Source organism: Flavobacterium taihuense, from assembly GCF_019351435.1.
Lineage (GTDB): Bacteria > Bacteroidota > Bacteroidia > Flavobacteriales > Flavobacteriaceae > Flavobacterium > Flavobacterium taihuense.
The window spans coordinates 276,905-296,584 of sequence record NZ_JAHWYN010000003.1 but is presented as its reverse complement, the minus strand read 5'-3'; the positions used below and the strand labels follow the sequence as shown (position 1 = coordinate 296,584).

Here is a 19,680-nt window from a genome sequence, read left to right as displayed (position 1 = left end):
TAAAACAAACAACTTTTTTTATCTTTACTCTTTGCTATTAAATTATCATCCTTTAATAACAGGTAAAGAAATTACATTTCCCACTTCATTTCTCATGGTCATATTCAATTTATCCAATAGTGACAATTTGTTCGAAACTAATCCTGAAAACAAATTATAGGATATATTCATTTTTTTTAGTTTTGTTAATTTTTCTAACTCTAAAGGGACTTGTCCTTTAAAATCGTTATCAAAAAGGTTTAAATTTTCCAACAACACTAAATTCCCAATAGCTGGACTTAATTTCCCTGTAAACCTATTACTATACAAAGATACTGATTTCAAGGATTTTAACTCATAAAAAGTTATAGGTAATTGCCCTTTAAAAGAATTTTCATACAACGAAATAGTCTCAAGCATCGAAAGTTTCCCAATTTGTTGAGGTATCTCGCCCGATAAAATATTTCTATCCAATGCTAATATCTTTAAATTAGCAAGTGTGCAAATTGTTACTGGAATATAACCAGTCAATTTATTAAACGACAAATCCAATATTTGCAAAGCTTTCAGATTACCAATATTAAGAGGGATTTCACCATTCAATAAATTGGCACCTAAATTTAATTCTTGCAAGTTTAACAAAGATGTAATCTCAATGGGAATACGACCTGTTAAATTATTATTATTTAAGTTTATTGAAACTACCTTATCATCAACTACTTTAATACCGTACCATTTATTCATTGGCAAAGAAAGGTCCCATTTATTAGTCCATTTATGCCCATTGGTAGATTGGTTCAATTTTATCAATATTTCTTTTTCTGCTTGAGACGCATTAGCAAAAAAGGAAAATGAAAGGAAAACGATAAGAAGTAGCGTAATTTTATTACTCATTTGCTTTGCTTAAAATTGATTGAGCCAAAAATAATTAAAAAGTTCGCTAACAAACAAAAAAAATCGACAAATTAACACAGAAATAATTTTATTAAATATATATCTTACAAAAAAAAGTGCAACAATTCAAAAAAATGAATCATTGCACCTACAAAAAAAAAATCAAGTATGACCAAATAATCAACTAACTCTGTTTCGTATGAAAACAAAATTAATTTTACGGTACAGCTCGAGCAATTGGTCTATTCCTCGGCTAATTCTTCAATTCCCATTTTGACAAATTAAGAAACACAAATTTCAAATATCAAGATTTCGCTACAAACCACTTCATCGTTATATTTTATCCTTCACACATCTAAATCCTAAATGATTACAGGCACTTGTTGTTTCTCCTTTTCCTCGGCTTCCCGCAACGTATCGAATGCAATATTGATCGCTGCATAAGAAAGAACCACCTCTTTGAACGTGTTTTTCAACCCCAGGCTCTTCGGGATCATTACTGGTCGAAGGTCCTGTTGGATTATCATTAGGACTATTTTTATAATAATCCTCACGGTACAAATCGCTACACCATTCCCACACATTTCCTTCCAAATCATAAATTCCAAAAGGATTTTTAGGAAAAGATTTCACTGGAGCCTCTCCAGCAAACCCATCTTCGGCTACATTATTATTTGGAAAACTTCCTTGAAAAATATTGGCAACCCATTTGCCGTTTGGCTTAAGATCAGTCCCCCAATAATATTTGGTATGCGGTCTTGCTGCTCTAGCGGCAAACTCCCATTCGGCTTCTGTTGGCAATCGTTTCCCTGCCCATTGTGCATACGCCTGAGCATCTGAATAACTGATTTGAACCACAGGATAATTTTCGAATCCAACGATACTGCTTTCAGGTCCTGTTGGATGTTTCCAATTGGCTCCTGGTACATATTTCCACCATTGCTGAATATTATCCAGTGAAACCTTTTCAGCTGGAGGTGAAAATACCGCAGAACCCGGAACTAAATTTTCGAGCGGAACTCCTGGATAATCATCAGGATTCAATGGTTTTTCGGCAATTGTAATATAATTAGTGGCTTGCACAAAAGCGGCAAACTCAGCATTTGTTACTTCGTGTTCATCCATCCAATAGCCTTTGACACTCACTTTATGAACAGGTTTTGCATCTGGATAATCATTAGTTCCCATATTAAAATCTCCTGCCGCGACCCAAACCATCTCATTGATTGAAGTAACAACAGTAGTCTCCTTGGAACTATTGACAATTGATTGCAACAGCAACGCTTTTTTGGAAGTATTTGCCTGGCATATAGCCTGGCAGCTACTTGCGGCAACTGTTACTGTTTTACTCCCTTGTGCAAAAATTGAACCTAAACCAGACAAAACAATTCCAACTAATAAACTATATATTTTCATTTCTCTATTATTCATCATCTGTATTCCCGATGGCGCAATACTATTAACACTAAGTACTACCGAACTCCTAAAACTTTTTTTCGATGTTCCGATGGCTATCCCATTTATTGCTCATTATGTGATTTCCATCTTTGATCGAAATGATAAACACTTAGCTTAACAGTATTTTCTAATCGCAATCGGGAGTAACTGATGACTGTTTTATTTATTTTTCGGCCAAAGCCAAATCAACATCCTTTTTCAAATCACCCAAACCGTCTTTTTTAAAAACAATTGTACCTTTTTGATATAAAATCAAAGTTGGAAAAACCTTTACCGCTTTTAAATCGGCTATAACCTGCGGGTTTTCTTCCAAATCAATTTCTACGATTTTTACATTCTCGCCATATTGCGCTTTGATGGTTTCAAGAACTGGTTTCACTTTTTTGCATGCACCGCAATATCTTGAACCAATATCCACTAAAACGGTCTTGTTATCGGCTATAACTTTTTGGTATTCTACTAACGATAATTTGTTTTTTGAATTGAAATAATAAGGCTTTCCTCCTCCTATCCATGCAGCAATACCTCCTTCTAAATCATGCACTTCCGAAAAACCATTTTTTAATAATTCTTTTGCCAATTGTCCACTTCTGAATGTGCCAATAGAATAGATAAATACTGGTTTTGTTTTATCCAATTGAGCCGTATGTTTCGCATAATTTTCTGTTTCTAAATTAAAATTAACCGAGCCGTTGATATGGTCTATCGCAAACTCTTCCGGACTTCTGGCATCAATTATCTGTGGCTTTGTTTGCTCTTTAATTTTTGCAGAAAAAGAATCTAATTGCAACGTAAAAATGTTTTGATTTTGGGCTGAAGCACCTAAAGCAAAGAATAACACAATTGCAGTAACATTGTTTGTTACTCTTTTAAGATTAAACTGGCTCATATCGGTTTGGATTTGATGAAACGGACTCTTTCTTTTGAGAAATTGGCAAAGCAATAACGCCTTCTGCCAATGGACTTCCTTCTTTTTTAGATTTGAATATTGGCCACAAAAACTGTGCATACCATTCTTCCTGCTTGTACGATTTCGTTCCGTAGGATTTCGGAAATTTCCTAGTTATTAAAGCCGTTCCAAAAATCACGTCCCATAAGAAAAACATATTTCCAAAGTTGCCTTTAAAATAACCAATTCCATCACCACTAGTATCAGCGTGATGTGCATGATGTGTAGCCGGAGTCGAAATAAAACGTTCCAAAACCCATGCAATTGGATGTAATATTCTGAATTTATAAAAAGGTTTGTCCCAAGCAATACTGGAATGTGCACCCAATGTGATAAAACTTTTTATCACCGTGACAAACAAAGCAGGCAATCCTAATCCTAAAAACGTCAAGGTTGCCGTCAAATAAATTTGAGAGAAAAACACGGTGTAAATAAAGTTTTGTCTCGAAGCCATCGCCATTCCCATGTATGGAGCAGAGTGATGAGTTCTATGAAAACGCCACAAAAACGGCACTTGATGGTGCAAGCGATGATACCAGTATTGAGTCAAATCATCTGCTATGGCAATCAGGAAAAATCCTCCCCAAAATGGAACCCATGAAAGCGTATTCTCCAAATTTGGAATTAAAAAGGGTAAAGCAGTTAAGCTAAAAAAAGCAATTACAGGAGGTAAAAGCAATTTTGGTGCCAAAAAACAAATGATATCTATTTTACGTTCTGTTCCTGTCCATTGGTCGTCATACAAACCTGCCGCAAATTCAACAACTCCTAAAACGAGCATAAAAGCAACCAAACCCCAAGTACGAATGTTTTCGAACGCCGGTTTTGTAAATTCTAAAAATGACGGAAGTGTAAGGTGCGATTCAGCTACAATACCATTATTTAGTCTAAAATAAAGGTAAATTGCCAACACTGGCAAGCTGTATAACAAAAGACTTATGCTTAAATCTCTTGTTAGTTTTCTTTTTAAATTTTGATCTAATGCCATGATTTATTATTTTAAAAAATGATTTACTAATGCCAAGCCTCCAGCCAAAATAACTAGCGGCACTAAAAAGACAATCGCCCCGACGACAATCTTTTTTCCTATAATTTGAAAATCTATTAGTTTCATGTTTTTTTCATTACGTGATTAATTAGTAGCACTTAGTGATTAGCTTAGAAAAGTTGATCAATCATAACTATTCACTAAGTGCTAACTTTATTATTTAGTTTCTCCAGGTTTTGTTACTTGTTGAATCAAATCTTGAACGGATTTGTCTTTATTGGCTCCCGTATTGTGTATTTTTCTGCCATAAACATCTTGCCAGTCAATTAACGGATAAAGATTATTTTCTTTGGCTTGATCGTCGAACAATTTTTTAAGTTCTTCTAATTTTTCAGGATACTTTTTGGCCAAGTTATTGCGCTCATTAAAGTCTTCGTTCAAGTTATACAATTCCCAAACATCAGCATCAAAATTACTTACTGCTGGTTTTTCATTTTTGCCTAAAGAATTCTTTACGGCAAAAGAATCCGGAAGATGCGCCGCACCTGCTTTCCAACCATCTTTGTAAATGGCTCTGTTTCCAAAAATATAGTAGTACTGTACCTTGTGTAGTGATTCGGCTTTAGCATCATTTAATGAAGCATAAAAAGAAGAACCTTGTATTATATCTTGCTTGATTTCACGAATATATTCTGGTGCCTTAATTCCAACAATATCCAATGTAGTAGGAAGTAAATCTGTTACGTGGTTGTATTGATTTCTGATTCCTCCTTTTTCTTTAATCCCTTTTGGATAATGAATAATTAATGGATTTCGGGTTCCCCCTTCTGAATGTGCATCTTGCTTCCAGTTTTTGAAAGGGGCATTGGTAGCTTGTGCCCAACCCAAAGGATAATTGGTATTCAACCCTTTCGCAGTTCCTATTTCTCCAATATTATTCAAATTATCCTGAAGATTTTTTTCATCAGAGGTTCCTTGAGCAAAAAGATTTTGGCTAATTGTACCTTGCAAAGTTCCCTCTTTGCTCGCTCCATTGTCACCAATAGCAAGAAAAATCAAAGTATTATCCAATTGATTGGTTTCCTTTAAATAATTTACAACTCTTCCAATCTCATGATCTGTATAGGTTAGATATCCAGCATATACTTCCATGAATCTGGCATACACTTTCTTTTGGTCTGGACTCAATTTTTTCCACTCTGTAATGAGCGGATTACGTTCTGGCAATATAGCATTGGCAGGAATCACACCTAATTTCTTTTGATTCGCTAATACTTTTTCACGATATACATCCCAACCTTCACCAAATTTTCCTTTGTATTGATCACTCCACTCTGGAGCAACCTGATGCGGTGCATGAACGGCTCCAGGCGCATAGTATAAAAAGAACGGCTTCCCTGGTACTGCCTTTTGTTGTTTGGTAATATAACTAATGGCTTTATCTGTAATTTGATCGGTTAAATGTCTTCCATCAGGTTTTACGTGTGCTTGATCTTCTACTAAATCAGGGTTATATTGATCAGTTTGAGATCCCAAGAAACCAAAGAAATGATCAAATCCTTTACCTGTTGGCCATCTATCAAATGGTCCTGCATCGGTGGCATCTTCATCTGGAGTAACCCCATATTTACCCACAGCAAAAGTATTATAGCCATTATCTCTTAAAATTTCGGCAATAGTTCCTTTATCCGCTGGGATTTTCCCATCCCAACCTGGAAAACCTGCAGATAAAATAGTATGTGAGAAACCGCTAACGTGTACTCTTCCTGAATTTCTGCCTGTTAACAATGCCGCACGGGTTGGCGCACAAATCGCTGTGGTATGAAAATTGGTATATCGCAATCCATTATTGGCCAAGGCGTCAAAAGTTGGCGTTTGTATTAAACCTCCAAAAGCGCTGGAGGCTCCAAATCCCACATCATCAAGTAATACCCAAACGATATTAGGTGCGCCGGCGGGAGCTTTTACTGGTTCTGGCCAGTACTCTTTTGATTCTGCCAATGTTTTACCAATAACTCCTTTGAAGTTGGCTTCTGGTTTATTTTGGGCAAAGCCAAATTGTGCTACAAGTAAAGCTGTAATTAAAAGTCCTTTTTGATGACTTTTGAATTTTAAATTATTCTTAAAATTTTTCATTTTTATAGTTTTATTGATTAATAACCTGGATTTTGTGGTAATCCCACTGGGTCAATATTTCGCTCACTTTGAGGAATTGGATACAAATTATTTCGTTCTGAAACAGAAGCTTTGGCTGTTACTTTTTTTACTTCAGTAACTAAAATTCCCCAACGAACTAAATCATACCAACGTTGCCCTTCCTGAACAAACTCTTTCTTGCGCTCCTCACGAATGGCGTCCCTCAGCTGAGTAGCTGTCAGTCCAACTAAATCTACAGTTGTGTCTGAAGTGTTGATTGGTTTGCCAAAAGCCCTTCTTCTTACCTGATTCACTGCTTCAAAAGCCTCTGCCGTTGGCCCGGATTGCTCATTAATCGCTTCCGCCAAAGACAATAGAATGTCCGCATAACGAATAACCGGAAAATTAATCGCCACGTTCGATGGCGCTGCTAAATTTGTTACGTCTAGGTATTTTCCAAAAATAGGTTTCGGAAAAGTATACAGTGTTCCAGTAGCTGGATTAAGTAATTGCTTCTTATAACTCACCTCTCTTCTGGTATCTCCAGCCGCATAGATGTCATAAAACAAGGCTACATCCGAGATAATATCTGCTGGTTCTGTGGCTGTAAACCCAGTAAACGAGGTCGCTTGGAAAGTACTTCCGCTAGAACCATTACCCGCTTGATTGGGTTCGAACTGAACAGAAAAAATATGTTCCTTTCCATTCTTCTTCGTTTTATTAAATACATCAGCAAAATTTTCAAAAAGTGCATAACCATATCCACCGTTAATGACTTCATTTGCTTTTGCAATGGTTTTGCTCCATTCTTTTCTAGTGATATACACTTTTACCAAAAGTGATTTTGCAGCTCCAGAAGTCGCTCGTCCAGCCTCAGCTGCCGTATAAGTAGATGGTAAATTTTCGGCATCTGTCAAATCCAAAATGATTTGTTGATAAACTTCTTCGACAGTTGCTCTTTTTGATTTTAACCCCTCCACATTTATGGAAGTTGCCTCATGCAATACTATTGGAACGCCACCCCAAAGACGAACCGCTTGGAAATACAACAATGCTCTGATGAATTTTGCTTCATTAATCAATCGGGTTTTGACAACATCGGAACCTGACACTTTAGGAATATTGTCAATTGCCACATTAGCTCTGTTGATTCCGTTATAAATTTGGCGCCAAGCCACCTGAACACGGTCTGTTGTTGCATCATGGGTTAAATTACTTAAGGCTCTTACCTGCGGGTTTGTTGCCGAAACCCCAGCCGCTGCATAATCAGAGCCCATATCTGTCAAGAAATAAAGATTTCTTCCAAATAAACTTTGTTCTCCCGGATCAAGACTCAAAGAAGCATAAACTGCAGTCACGCTGGCAACAGCATCGTCTTGGGTTTTGAAGAAATTCTCCTCGGTTATAAAAGAGGTTGGCGTTACCTCTAGATCAGCGCACGATACTAAGAGAGTAGCGCTTACTATAAATGTTATTATCTTTTTCATTGTTTAATTTTTATATTTTACTTAGAAAGTTACGTTCAAGCCCGTGATAAATGTTTTAGAATTTGGATAGGCTCCAAAATCAGTTCCGGGATATAAATTGTTTTGTTCATATGAACTTACCTCTGGATCGTAACCGGTATACTTGGTCCAAGTGATTAAATTTTCGGCAGAAACGTATAGCTTAACACTCTTTGTTCCTATTTTTGTAGAAAGGCTTTTAGGAAAGGTGTATCCAAAAGTGATGAGTTTTAATCTCAAAAAGGAAGCGTCTTCTACATAACGTTCTGAAACGATCCCTACTGGAGAACTTGACGCTCTCGGAATTTCATTACTCGGATTGGTAGCAGTCCAACGATCTTCTAAAACAGCCGAAGCATTTGTTCCAAGCGTAGAGATTTCTAACTGTTGATTCAAGGCATTAAACACTTTACCACCATAAGCCCCTTGGAAAGAAAATTGCAAATCAAAATCATTATATGAAATAGTATTGCTAAAACTTCCAACAAATTTGGGTTGTGAACTTCCTAGACTTCCTTTGTCTGCAGCCGAAATTATTCCGTCTCCATTGGTGTCAACATATTTTCTATCTCCAACTTTCGTATTGGCAGCACTGTTAATTTTTGGTTGTGTATTGATTTCTTCTTGAGTTTGAAAAATACCATTGGTTTTATATCCCCAAAAAGTTCCCAAAGGCTCCCCTACTTTTACAGTTACTGGTTGTTGTTGCAACAAAGAACCATTTGGCACTACAGGAAAAAACTGACTAACTCCATTCCCAATTTCAAGTACTTTATTTTTGTTCGTTGAAAAAACAAAATTCGAATTCCATGAAAAATTTTCTGTTTTGAGGTTTTCGGTAATAAGTCCAATCTCGATTCCTTTATTTTCTACTCCCCCAATATTTTGAAGAACACTGGTATATCCAGAAGTAAGAGGAACAGGAACACTAATAAGTAAATCACTCGTTTTTTTATAATAGGCATCAAAAACAAAATTTATTTTTCTGTCCAATAATGCCAAGTCTAAACCAATATTGTATTGCGCTGTTTTTTCCCATTTCAAATCTGGATTTGCCAAACGTGTAGGTGCCAATCCTGTTTGAATTGTACCTCCGAAAGCGTAATTAACAGAACCTATTGACGCTAAAGAAAGGTAATTTCCAATTTCTTGATTGCCGGTTGTTCCTGCACTCAATCTAAGTTTTGCATCGCTAACTCCTTTAAGATTTTTAGCAAAGTCTTCTTCGGTGATGTTCCAGGAAAATCCTGCTGACGGGAAATAACCCCAACGCGATTCAGAACCAAATCTTGAAGACCCATCAGCGCGAGCAGAAACAGTAAGGTTATATCGTCTTTTGTACGAATAATTTACTCTGGACAACCATGATTTCAGCACACTCTCGAATGCATCACTAGATGGTTTTACTGCTGTACCATCTTGCAAAGCGTTATAGGTATTAGCATCATTTACAAATTTATTGGCTCCTGCTGTAACAACTTCGCCACTAGTATACTGAAGCGTGTATCCTGCCAAAGCCGAAAACTTATGATCTTCACCAAAACGAGTATTGTAATTCAACGTGTTTTCATTCAATACCGAACTCACCAATCGATTACCAATAGAAGCTAGTCCTTTTGTTGAGGCACCATTTGTAGTATTTGAGGGAGCGTAATAATTTTGTTTGGTATTAATCACATCACCACTAACCGAAACTTTCGCCGTGATTTCTTTGTTTATTTTATATTCACCAAATAAACTGGTCAAAATTCTATTGATTTTAGTTTCATTGACCGTGTTTTCTAAATCATTAATTGGATTTGGCACATATCCATTAACCGAAGTTACATAAGGATTTTGAGTTACATTATAACTCCCGTCGGGATTTCTTATTGGTACTACTGGCGCTGTTAATAAAGCACTAACTAATGGACTTGGTTCTCTTCCAGAATTATTGGCTCCTACTCCATTTGAAACGGAATTAGTAAAGTTTGCATTCACGCCAAATTTAAAATTCTGCGAATAATTTCTCTCGTAATTGGCACGAAGAGAAATTCGTTTAAAATCTGACCCGATTACAACCCCATCTTGATCAAAATAACCTCCGGAAACAGCATATCTGGAGCGATCATCACCTCCTGAGAATGTCAATTGGTGATTTTGAACCGGAGCATCTCTAAAAGCTGCGGATTGCCAGTCATAATCTCCTGAAGTTTTAAGCGCTTCAATTTGATCCGTTGAAAATGAAGGAGCTTGACCTATACTAGCCTGCACATCATTGCGTAAGCTTGCCCATTGTGAAGCATTAAGCAGATGGAGCTTTTTGGCTACTGATTGTGTCCCAAAATAACCTTGGTACGAAATATTATCTTGTCCTTTGGTTCCTTTCTTGGTAGTAATCAGTACTACTCCATTGGCCCCTCGAGAACCATAAATTGCAGTTGCCGAAGCATCTTTTAATACATCAATCGACTCGATATCAGCGGGATTTATTGTTGAAAGCACATTTACTCCAGCTCCAGATAAAGCTACTCCAGCTGTACCATTATTATTATCATTGTAAATCAGTATTCCATCTACAACATATAGGGGTTCGTTACCAGCTGTTATAGAGTTTCCTCCTCTAATACGAACACTTGAAGTCGCACCGGGTCGCCCTGAACTTTGAGTAACCACAACTCCAGGAATGGCACCTCTCAATAAGTTATCTGCAGATGAGGTGACTTGAGCCAAATTTGCTTTTGGAACTGAAGCAATTGCGCCAGTTATATCCTTTTTCTTTTGAGCTCCATATCCAACAACTACTAACTCATTAAGTTCTTGAAGATCTTCTTCCAAATTAATGATAACTGGATTTCCATCAACGATGACTTCTGCCTTTTTATAACCTATATAACTTACGATTAAAGTGTATGGGAATTTTTGACCCGTTTGAAAATAAAATTTCCCTTCTGCATCTGTTACAACGCCATGAGTGGTTCCTTTAATAACTACAGAAGCTCCTGAAACTGGCTGATTTGTGATTTTATTAATTACTGTTCCGTCTAGTTTCGACTGAATAAGAGGCTGGGTATTTTGCGCATGGATTCCAAACGAAATCAGAAAAATACCTAGCCATGAAAGATTATATAATATTTTTTTCATTACTTTGTTTTGGTTTAATAAATCAAGGATTCTGAAAACTGATTCTATCAATTTTCACTTTCCAATTAGTTTAACGATTAACATTTTTTTAAGCCTGCCATTTCTGTTGCCGCAGAAATGGCTTTTTTTTATCTACAACACATTCGTTTTTTCATTTTATTTCTTTTTTATTAGTACTATTTTTTGGTTGGTATTGTTTTGAAAAATACATATATCAAACTATCAAATAATCCATATTAGATAGATGAATTATTTTTTAACTGAGCATTTGAAGAATGTAAAATGGTATAAATTGAAGAGCATTAACAGCAACAACACATTCGACTAAGAGTTTCGAATGATAAAGATCCTTGCATGATCAAAAAAAAGATGTTTTTGATTGTCTTCAAAATTTTATATTTAAGTATTAATATAGTTTTTTAAACTCTACTATTTCTATAGACAAATGTAAGTTAAAATTATTAACTGCCAAAAAAAACGACAACTATTTACTAAAAAAATGTTAATCGGAATAATGACGAAAACAAAAAATACAATTAACAATATACAAATCAATTAATTACATAAACTAAAAATTACCAAAATGTCACAAAAAAATTGTCTTTTTTTAAAACAGCCACTTTATCTGACACACAAAACTTTTCTTTAAATAATAAAATTCAAATTATAAAAAGTAAATTATAACAAATTTGTTCAGAAATTGAAGGCTCAAAACGATGAATGTGTTGATTTAAAAAAACATAAAAAAAGCGCAACAATTCAAAAAATGAATTATTGCGCTTATCAACTTAAAAAATTAAATAGTATCAACCAATTAACTAACCCCCATTATCCTTAACTAAATATAGTATTCTAAACATAACTATTCATCTGCCGCCAAAACTCCTTTTGCATTATTAGACACTTCTAATTGGTATGCAATGCCAGATTCATTTAACATGGTAAGATTAAAACCTTCTTTTTGAGCCAAAGCTTTGGAGACTGCTCCAGAAAAAAAGTTATACGCTAAATTGACACTTTTTAAATTATCTAACTTAGCAATGTTGTACGGAATTTGTCCATTCATTTTATTATCAAACAAACTTAAATTTTCTAGTGATCTTAAATTTTCAACATTCCAACTGATTTGACCTGAAAATTTATTACTACTTAACATCAATTCTTTTAAGTTTTTTAGATCATACAAAGAATTCGGAAGTTGACCTGACAATTCATTATTAAATAAAGAGACAACTTCTAACTCTTTCAAATTCCCAATTTGAGGAGGTAACTCCCCCGAAAGCTTGTTCATAAAAAGCATTAAACTTTTTAAATGTGACAACTCACAAATGGAATTGGGTATAGTACCCGACAATTTATTAAAAGCGAGGTTTAATTGTTTTAAATTTTTTAGCTTCCCGATTTTTTCGGGCATGGTTCCCGTAATCTGATTTTTGAATAAATTCAGCTCTTCCAGATTCTTCAAATCTGTTATTTCGGCAGGTAAAGTCCCGACCAAATTGTTATCCGAAAGATTAATACCTATTACATTATCATTTTGAATTTTTACTCCATACCAACTTTCAACTGGAGCATTCAGATCCCATTTTACATTCCATTGCTTACCATTCGTTTTTTGATATAATTTTATCAAAATATTTTTTTCGGCATTAGGAACTTTAGCCAAAAGCGAAAACGAAAAGGCAAAAGCCATAAATAATGAAACGATATTTTTCATAATCTCTATTTTTACATTTTACTTAACGAAAGTAACGAAAAAATTCACTTAAAAACAAAATTTATCGATTAAATACGTTTATTTGTATATTTTATAATATTTTAACTACAAAAAATACATATCACACTTAATATCAAAAAAATTAATTACTTTTGAACTATAACCTTAAAAACCTTAATTATGGAAATGAATTGGATTGCAATTTTTGTTAGTGCATTAGCAACATTAGTAGTTGGATTTATTTGGTATCATCCAAAAGTTTTTGGTACTATATGGATGAAAGAAACTGGACTTACTCAGGAGGAACTTGCCAAAGGAAATATGCTAAAAATCTTTGGTTTAACTTACATTTTCTCTGTTTTAATTGTTTTTGTTGAGATGTCATTAACAATACATCAAACTGGAGCCATGAGCATGGTCGGAGGATTTGCAAAAATAAACGAAGCTCTTCCTTCTTTTAAAGCTTTCATGAATGATTATGGTACTGCTTTTAGAACTTACAAACATGGCGCCTTACATGGCTTTATGTCTGGTTTGTTTTTTGCGTTTCCAATAATTGCAATAAATGGTTTATTCGAAAGAAAATCATGGAAATATATTTTTATCCATTCAGGATTTTGGATGGTTACTTTAACCATAATAGGATCTTTAGTTTGTCGCTGGTTATAAGCTAAAGAAAAAAACACATTAAGCCTTATTCTAACTCAAAGAATAAGGCTTTTTCTTTAAAACAAACCTTCAATTTGTTTTGCTAACTCAAAATCTTTAGTGGTCACACCACCTGAATCGTGTGTATTCAAACGAATATTAACTTTACTATAAACATTAAACAATTCTGGATGATGATTCATTCTTTCGGCCAACACACCAACTTGAACAATAAAACCAAGTGCTTGAGTGAAATTCTTAAATTTAAAATCCTTTTCTATAGCATTCTCTTTAAAATACCAGCCTTTCAAATTATCTAAAAAAGGCTGTGCTGCTACTTCATTATATGTTTCCATAATTTAATGTTTTTATAAAGTTAGATAAATTAAAACAATCCTTTATAAAATTAACTTTATTGGCTAAATTTGACAAAATATACCTACCCAATTTGAAAACAATACTTTCATATCAAATTTACGAAACCAAAGCCCAACTCCCTGAAAATTGGAATGACCTAGGTTCCAAAAATATTTTCTTATCCAAAGAGTATTTTGAAATTTTAGAAAAATCAGCTCCTAATAACATGACTTGCCATTATATTGGGATTTTTAAAAACCAAAATTTAGTAGGCATTGCCATATCACAGTTTTTAGATTTGAATAAATTGGAATCATTTGGAGACAGAGACCGCTGCGTTAAAGCTTCAGTCCGAAAGTTTATTCTAAAAAATTTCGCTTCTCATGTGTTACTGATAGGCAACAATATGCTTACAGGACAAAATTCATATGTTTTTTCGGAAGCAATATCACCTATTGAAGGCATAAAAACCTTAAAAAAAGCAACTATTGATTTAAAATCCAAGTTCAAATCGATGGGTAAAAAAGTACACATTACCACTTTTAAAGACTATTCGCAAAAAGATATCGAAAACTTTGCTGTAGATTCTTTTAAAAAAAACTACAAATACTGTATTCAACCCAACATGGTTTTTAAGATGAAAGACGAATGGAAATCTGAACAGGATTACATTAATGCATTGACAAAAAAATACAGAGATCAATACAAAAGAGCTCGAAAAAAATCAGAAGGAATAGAAAAAAGAAAACTAAATCTGGAAGAAATTATCCAATACGAAGAGACTATTTATGATTTATACCATCATGTTGCGCAAAGCGCCCCTTTTAATACTTTCTTTTTGACCAAAAACCATTTTAGAATTTTTAAAGAAACTTTAAAAGACAAATTTTTATTTTACGGTTATTTTTTAAATGGAAAACTCGTTGGCTTTAACACTTTAATCAAAAACGGCAATACAATAGACACCTATTTTCTAGGCTATGACGATACTATTCAAAGAGACAAAATGTTGTATTTAAACATGCTTTACGACATGATTGCCTATTCAATAAATAAAGGGTTCAAGGAAATTATTTTTTCAAGAACGGCCTTGGAGATTAAAAGTTCTGTTGGAGCACAACCAATGGAAATGTTTGGTTTTATGGAACATAGTAATTCTCAAATAAACAAACACGTGCCAAAAATATTCCCATTACTGGAACCCGAAATTGAATGGAAAGAAAGAAGCCCCTTTAAAGAGTAATCAGTTTGCAAATTTTAGAAAGAAGCTTTCAGAATTTAGAATAAAGAACTTAGAGCTAGATGCAAAGAAAGCGAAAACTTGTCAAAATTCGACAAACTTTCGCTTAACTCAGATAACAAATTAGATTTTTGAACACCTACTTTCTAACCTCTATTTTCTACAAATTATCAATTTCTTCTTGTACAATTTCCCAATCAAGCAACAATTTATCCAACTCCGCTTTCTTTTTATTATAGGCCATAAAGAATGAAGCGTCTTCAATATGCTTATCATAATTGGAAGCCAACAATTTGTCATCATGCTGGATATCTTTTTCCAATTGCTTAATTTGACTTTCCACTTTACTTAACTTGTTTTGCAAAGCCTTTCCTTTTTTCTGATCTTCATAGGAAGCTTTATTACTTTCTTTCGCTACAGTAGCTTTCAATGCATCTTTTTTCTCCACTTCACGCATATTTTCCATGTTGCGTTCTTCCAAGAAATAATTGATATCCCCTAAATATTCTCTGATTCTTTGATCTTTGAATTCATAAACAATATTAGACATCCCTTGCAAGAAATCCCTATCGTGTGAAACCAATAATAAGGTTCCACCAAATTTTTGTAAAGCCGCTTTCAAAACATTTTTAGATTTAATATCCAAGTGATTTGTAGGCTCATCCATCAACAATACATTAATGGGTTGCAATAACAATTTACATAATGCTAAACGGTTTCTTTCGCCTCCAGAAAGGACTTTTACCTTTTTCTCGACATCATCTCCACGAAACAAGAAAGAACCTAGCATATCGCGTACTTTCATGCGGTTCGTATCCATTGCAGCATCTTCCATAGTCTGCAACAAGGTAATTTCGCCATCCAGATACTCAGCTTGGTTTTGGGCAAAATAACCCAACTGTACATTATGTCCTAATTTGATTGAACCTTGGTATTCAAATTCGTCAACTATCGCTTTAATAAATGTCGATTTCCCTTGACCATTTTGACCAACAAAAGCAATTTTACTTCCCCGCTCCACCAATAAACTGATATCTTTAAGAATCGTTTTATCACCGTAGCTTTTGGTCACATTTTCAGCTTCAATTACAACTCTGCCAGGTTCTTTTGAAACTGGGAAAGAAATATTCATCACTGAATTATCATCTTCGTCCACTTCGATACGCTCTACTTTATCCAACTTTTTGATTAGAGATTGTGCCATAGAAGCTTTAGACGCTTTGGCTCTAAATTTCTCAATTAATTTTTCAGTTTCTTCAATTTTCTTAGCTTGATTTTTTTGTGTAGCCAATTGTTTCTCACGAATTTCATGGCGCAATTCAAGATACTGCGAATACGGCTTATTAAAATCATAAGCTTTACCAAGTGAAATCTCGATAGTTCTATTGGTTACATTATCCAAAAACATTTTATCATGTGAAACGATAACAACAACACCAGGATAATTACGCAAAAAACTTTCTAACCAAATGATACTTTCAATATCCAAGTGGTTGGTAGGCTCATCCAACAATAAAACATCATTCGATTGCAATAATAGTTTTGCCAATTCAATTCGCATTCTCCAGCCTCCGGAAAAAGTTTCGGTTTGATTGTCAAAAACTTCGCGCTTAAATCCTAAACCCAAAAGAATTTTTTCAGTATCACCAACATAATTATATCCTCCTAATAATTCGAAACGATGGGTATAATCAGAAAGGTCCTCGATGATTTTACTGTATTCTTCACTTTCATAATCGGTACGAGTTACCAAAAGGTGATTAATTTCAGCTAACTTTTTTTCAACAATTTTAATCTCAGTAAAAGCTTCATAGGCCTCTTCCAAAACCGTTCTTCCAACTTCAAAATCAATATCCTGACGTAGAAAACCCATTCGAATTTCCTTCTCTTGAGAAATAACTCCAGAGTCCGGAGCAAAATCTTTAGCTAGTATTTTAAGCATTGTCGATTTCCCAGCACCATTCTTTCCCACTAGACCAACTCGGTCACCCGCACCCAATCGAAAAGTCACTTCCTCAAACAAATATGAACCACCAAACGAAACCGATAAATTATGTATATTAAGCATGTACTATTATTTTATTCCTTTATGAATTAGTAAATTTGTACTTTCTAAAAATAGAAAAACTAATTTTTTTGCAAATGTTAAAAAAAGGATCCAAATTATATAGCATTTTAACAGGAACTTGTCCAAAATGCATGAATGAGAGTATGTATGTGGACAAAAATCCTTTACATTTAGGTTCAGTCCTCAAAATGAATGAAAATTGCAGTCATTGCGGCCTTAAATATCAAATTGAACCATCTTTTTTTTACGGAGCGATGTATGTTAGTTATGGACTAAATGTTGCTATCGGAATATCAGCTTTTATAATCTCTTATCTCTTTTTTAGTGCAAGTATTAAAACCTCTTTTATTATCATTATTGCAACATTAATAGTGTTTTTTCCAATAGTTTTGAGATGGTCCAGGAACATTTATATTAATATGTTTGTTTCTTATGACCCAAAAACAAAAATTTAATTAAGATTTCTTTCCTTGTCTATTGCCAAATCTTTTTATATCTATTTCCTTATCCAGCACCGTGCCATTTTCAATGTGATCGAAAAGCGCTTTGGCCATTGCTGGACCAAGCATAACACCACGAGTTCCTAAACCATTCAAAACATGAACTCTTTTATGCACCGCATGTGTTCCTACTAATGGTCTTCTGTCTCTAACAGTCGGACGAACGCCTGCATAATGCTCAATAATCTCAAAATCACACGAGATAATCTCTTTAATTCTTTCAATTAATTCAATTTTCCCTTCTTCGGTAAGTAAATCAGTTTTATCTTTCCAATTATAAGTAGCTCCTACTTTAAATAAATCGTTTCCCAAAGGCAAAATAAAAACGCTTGTATTTACGATAACATCCAGATTTAACAAAGGAGCCTTTATAATGACCAGCTCTCCCTTTGTACCATCCAAAGGTAATTCTTTAAAAAAAGGATTCTTATGCAAACCAAATCCCTCTGCAAAGACAATATGTTTCGAATCTATACCTTTATACAAGACCCCATCATCCTCAATATCCAACGCATTATAATCAAAACTCTCCTTTTTTAAAAGTTCTTTAGACAAAAGAAACTCTTCATATTTGGAAAGTAACAATGCTGTATCCACATATCCGGTTTGCAAAACTTCCCCATAACCAAAAGGAGCTTCAATACCCTCAAAGGTTTTAAAAATTAAAGAAGTGGATAGAAAAGGTGCCAAAGCTTTTTTATCTGAAGCAGTAAACCAATTATTTTGCTCCTCAATAGAAAAAAACTTCCTTAAAATTGGAATCTTAAAATCAAACTTAGTTTCAATTTTATTAGCAATATTGGAGTAGAACGAAGTCATTATTTCTAATTGCTCTTGAGCTTGCCAAACTTCGCTAAAACGCTTTAAAATAACAGGATTATACAGTCCTCCAGCAATTTTTGACGAATTTTGAGAATCATCATTAAATATTAGAATCTTTTTATCATGTAACAACGCTACCTCTGAGAATGAAATTCCGGCCAAACCTGACCCTACAATTATATAATCAATCATAAAAAAGAAATAAATATAAAAAAACAAAAAACTCTTACCTAAATAAAGTAAGAGCTTTTATTGTAAATAATTGTAAAATTAGTAATTCCACATGTCGTGTTCAAAATCACGAATTTTATCTTTAATTCTATCCGATTCCAATAACTGATTCAAAGCATTTTCATTTACATACTCTGTTATCAAACGATCGCCATATACATTTTCTTCTTTGTAAATAATACCGCTAAATTGTCGTGAATCCAAAATTCTATCAAAAGAAACCGGCATGGCGGAATTTTTCTCGTTGAAAGCTAAATACTCATGCAAATAATCTCGAATTGAAGGATAAAAAATCCAGAACAAATCAATATAATCAGGATTATCACTACCAACTTCCCTAGCTTCTGGAGCAATAGGACAAATCCCTAATAAACGATACTTTAATTCACTTTGACGTTTATCAAAATACCAATATCCTTTTAATTTGTAACCAGTTATATCCTGAGCTGTAAGTTCTTTTTTATCAATAAATTGAGGATCTAAAACTCTAGCAGGTGCAGCAGGACCAACAACCTTAACTTTTTTCCCTTTAACAGTTTTATAAGAAACAGTTTCTCTTGGGAAATATAAATCTCTATTGGCGTTTACTTCTTCTCTACCAGCATTTGTAGTATCAATATAAGTAAATGAACTACTCATATCTTTAAAAGTTTTTTTGGTATTAAAATAATCATCAGCATACACTTCAGTTATTTTATTTGTTTTAATACCTTTTATCAAAACATCAAACAATGACCTTCTATCTTTACCGATATTAGTAGAATCTATTGGAAAATAAAGAGGAAAATTAAATCTTTCGCTCAAATCAACTATCTCCCAAGTAGTCTTGCCCATTAATATATCTCTATCATCTACATAACCATAAGCCAAAGGCTTATCATTATCAAGAGACACTTGAGATTTAGTTTTTACACCTATTTGCTCTGGTGTTTTAGCGTTAAGCAAATTAGATTGTGCAAATGAAGAAAAACTCCCTGCAACAAATGCAATAATCACTACTAAATTTTTAGTCTTCATCTTTATTAATTATTAAGTTATTTAAGTAGGTTAAAATGCAACTTAAAT

The 19,680-nt window shown here is 34.0% G+C and carries 15 protein-coding genes; 3 read left to right on the top strand and 12 right to left on the bottom strand.

Annotated elements, in window-relative coordinates; translation table 11 throughout:
- Positions 1 to 45 precede the first annotated feature (45 nt).
- The 8 genes from KZH69_RS04740 to KZH69_RS04705 form a co-directional block, all read right to left on the bottom strand.
- Positions 46 to 873 (bottom strand): leucine-rich repeat domain-containing protein, encoded by an 828-nt coding sequence (locus KZH69_RS04740; protein WP_219316309.1) that lies wholly within the window; start codon positions 871 to 873, stop codon positions 46 to 48.
- Positions 874 to 1,206: 333 nt separating this feature from the next.
- On the bottom strand, positions 1,207 to 2,289 hold the full coding sequence (locus KZH69_RS04735) for a formylglycine-generating enzyme family protein (RefSeq protein WP_255557639.1): 1,083 nt from the start codon (positions 2,287 to 2,289) through the stop codon (positions 1,207 to 1,209).
- Between the two features lie 205 nt (positions 2,290 to 2,494).
- Positions 2,495 to 3,220: a thioredoxin domain-containing protein gene (locus tag KZH69_RS04730; protein WP_219316308.1), complete on the bottom strand. Its 726-nt coding sequence runs from the start codon at positions 3,218 to 3,220 to the stop codon at positions 2,495 to 2,497.
- Positions 3,207 to 4,268, bottom strand: coding sequence for a sterol desaturase family protein (locus tag KZH69_RS04725; RefSeq protein ID WP_219316307.1), 1,062 nt, complete (start codon positions 4,266 to 4,268; stop codon positions 3,207 to 3,209). The genes KZH69_RS04730 and KZH69_RS04725 overlap by 14 nt, the downstream gene beginning before the upstream one ends.
- 216 nt (positions 4,269 to 4,484) lie before the next feature.
- The gene (locus KZH69_RS04720) at positions 4,485 to 6,404 is read right to left on the bottom strand and encodes an arylsulfatase (RefSeq protein ID WP_219316306.1); all 1,920 of its coding nucleotides are present in this window, start codon (positions 6,402 to 6,404) and stop codon (positions 4,485 to 4,487) included.
- A 17-nt stretch (positions 6,405 to 6,421) separates the two neighbouring features.
- Positions 6,422 to 7,891 (bottom strand): RagB/SusD family nutrient uptake outer membrane protein, encoded by a 1,470-nt coding sequence (locus KZH69_RS04715; RefSeq protein WP_219316305.1) that lies wholly within the window; start codon positions 7,889 to 7,891, stop codon positions 6,422 to 6,424.
- Positions 7,892 to 7,912: 21 nt separating this feature from the next.
- Positions 7,913 to 11,032 (bottom strand): SusC/RagA family TonB-linked outer membrane protein, encoded by a 3,120-nt coding sequence (locus KZH69_RS04710; RefSeq protein ID WP_219316304.1) that lies wholly within the window; start codon positions 11,030 to 11,032, stop codon positions 7,913 to 7,915.
- Between the two features lie 862 nt (positions 11,033 to 11,894).
- On the bottom strand, positions 11,895 to 12,749 hold the full coding sequence (locus KZH69_RS04705) for a leucine-rich repeat domain-containing protein (RefSeq protein ID WP_219316303.1): 855 nt from the start codon (positions 12,747 to 12,749) through the stop codon (positions 11,895 to 11,897).
- 180 nt (positions 12,750 to 12,929) lie between these two features.
- Here KZH69_RS04705 and KZH69_RS04700 point away from each other — a divergent pair, with 180 nt between their 5' ends.
- A complete protein-coding gene (locus KZH69_RS04700) occupies positions 12,930 to 13,418 on the top strand; it encodes a DUF1761 domain-containing protein (protein WP_219316302.1) in 489 nt (162 codons plus the stop codon).
- A gap of 56 nt (positions 13,419 to 13,474) precedes the next feature.
- Here KZH69_RS04700 and KZH69_RS04695 read toward each other — a convergent pair whose 3' ends face one another.
- Positions 13,475 to 13,753 carry a 4a-hydroxytetrahydrobiopterin dehydratase gene (locus KZH69_RS04695; RefSeq protein ID WP_219316301.1) on the bottom strand — a complete coding sequence of 93 codons (279 nt, stop codon included), beginning with the start codon at positions 13,751 to 13,753 and terminating at the stop codon, positions 13,475 to 13,477.
- Positions 13,754 to 13,845: 92 nt separating this feature from the next.
- On the opposite strand from KZH69_RS04695, the gene KZH69_RS04690 reads away from it, so the two are divergent.
- Positions 13,846 to 14,997: a GNAT family N-acetyltransferase gene (locus tag KZH69_RS04690; RefSeq protein ID WP_219316300.1), complete on the top strand. Its 1,152-nt coding sequence runs from the start codon at positions 13,846 to 13,848 to the stop codon at positions 14,995 to 14,997.
- Between the two features lie 157 nt (positions 14,998 to 15,154).
- Here KZH69_RS04690 and KZH69_RS04685 read toward each other — a convergent pair whose 3' ends face one another.
- Positions 15,155 to 17,062 carry an ABC-F family ATP-binding cassette domain-containing protein gene (locus KZH69_RS04685; RefSeq protein WP_219316299.1) on the bottom strand — a complete coding sequence of 636 codons (1,908 nt, stop codon included), beginning with the start codon at positions 17,060 to 17,062 and terminating at the stop codon, positions 15,155 to 15,157.
- A 74-nt stretch (positions 17,063 to 17,136) separates the two neighbouring features.
- On the opposite strand from KZH69_RS04685, the gene KZH69_RS04680 reads away from it, so the two are divergent.
- A complete protein-coding gene (locus KZH69_RS04680) occupies positions 17,137 to 17,517 on the top strand; it encodes a DUF983 domain-containing protein (RefSeq protein ID WP_219316298.1) in 381 nt (126 codons plus the stop codon).
- On the opposite strand, the gene KZH69_RS04675 is transcribed toward KZH69_RS04680, so the two are convergent.
- Both KZH69_RS04675 and porN read right to left on the bottom strand, forming a co-directional pair.
- On the bottom strand, positions 17,518 to 18,576 hold the full coding sequence (locus KZH69_RS04675) for an NAD(P)/FAD-dependent oxidoreductase (protein ID WP_219316297.1): 1,059 nt from the start codon (positions 18,574 to 18,576) through the stop codon (positions 17,518 to 17,520). It abuts the gene before it with no gap.
- Between the two features lie 78 nt (positions 18,577 to 18,654).
- Positions 18,655 to 19,632 carry a type IX secretion system ring subunit PorN/GldN gene (gene porN, locus KZH69_RS04670; protein ID WP_219316296.1) on the bottom strand — a complete coding sequence of 326 codons (978 nt, stop codon included), beginning with the start codon at positions 19,630 to 19,632 and terminating at the stop codon, positions 18,655 to 18,657.
- Positions 19,633 to 19,680: the final 48 nt, after the last annotated feature.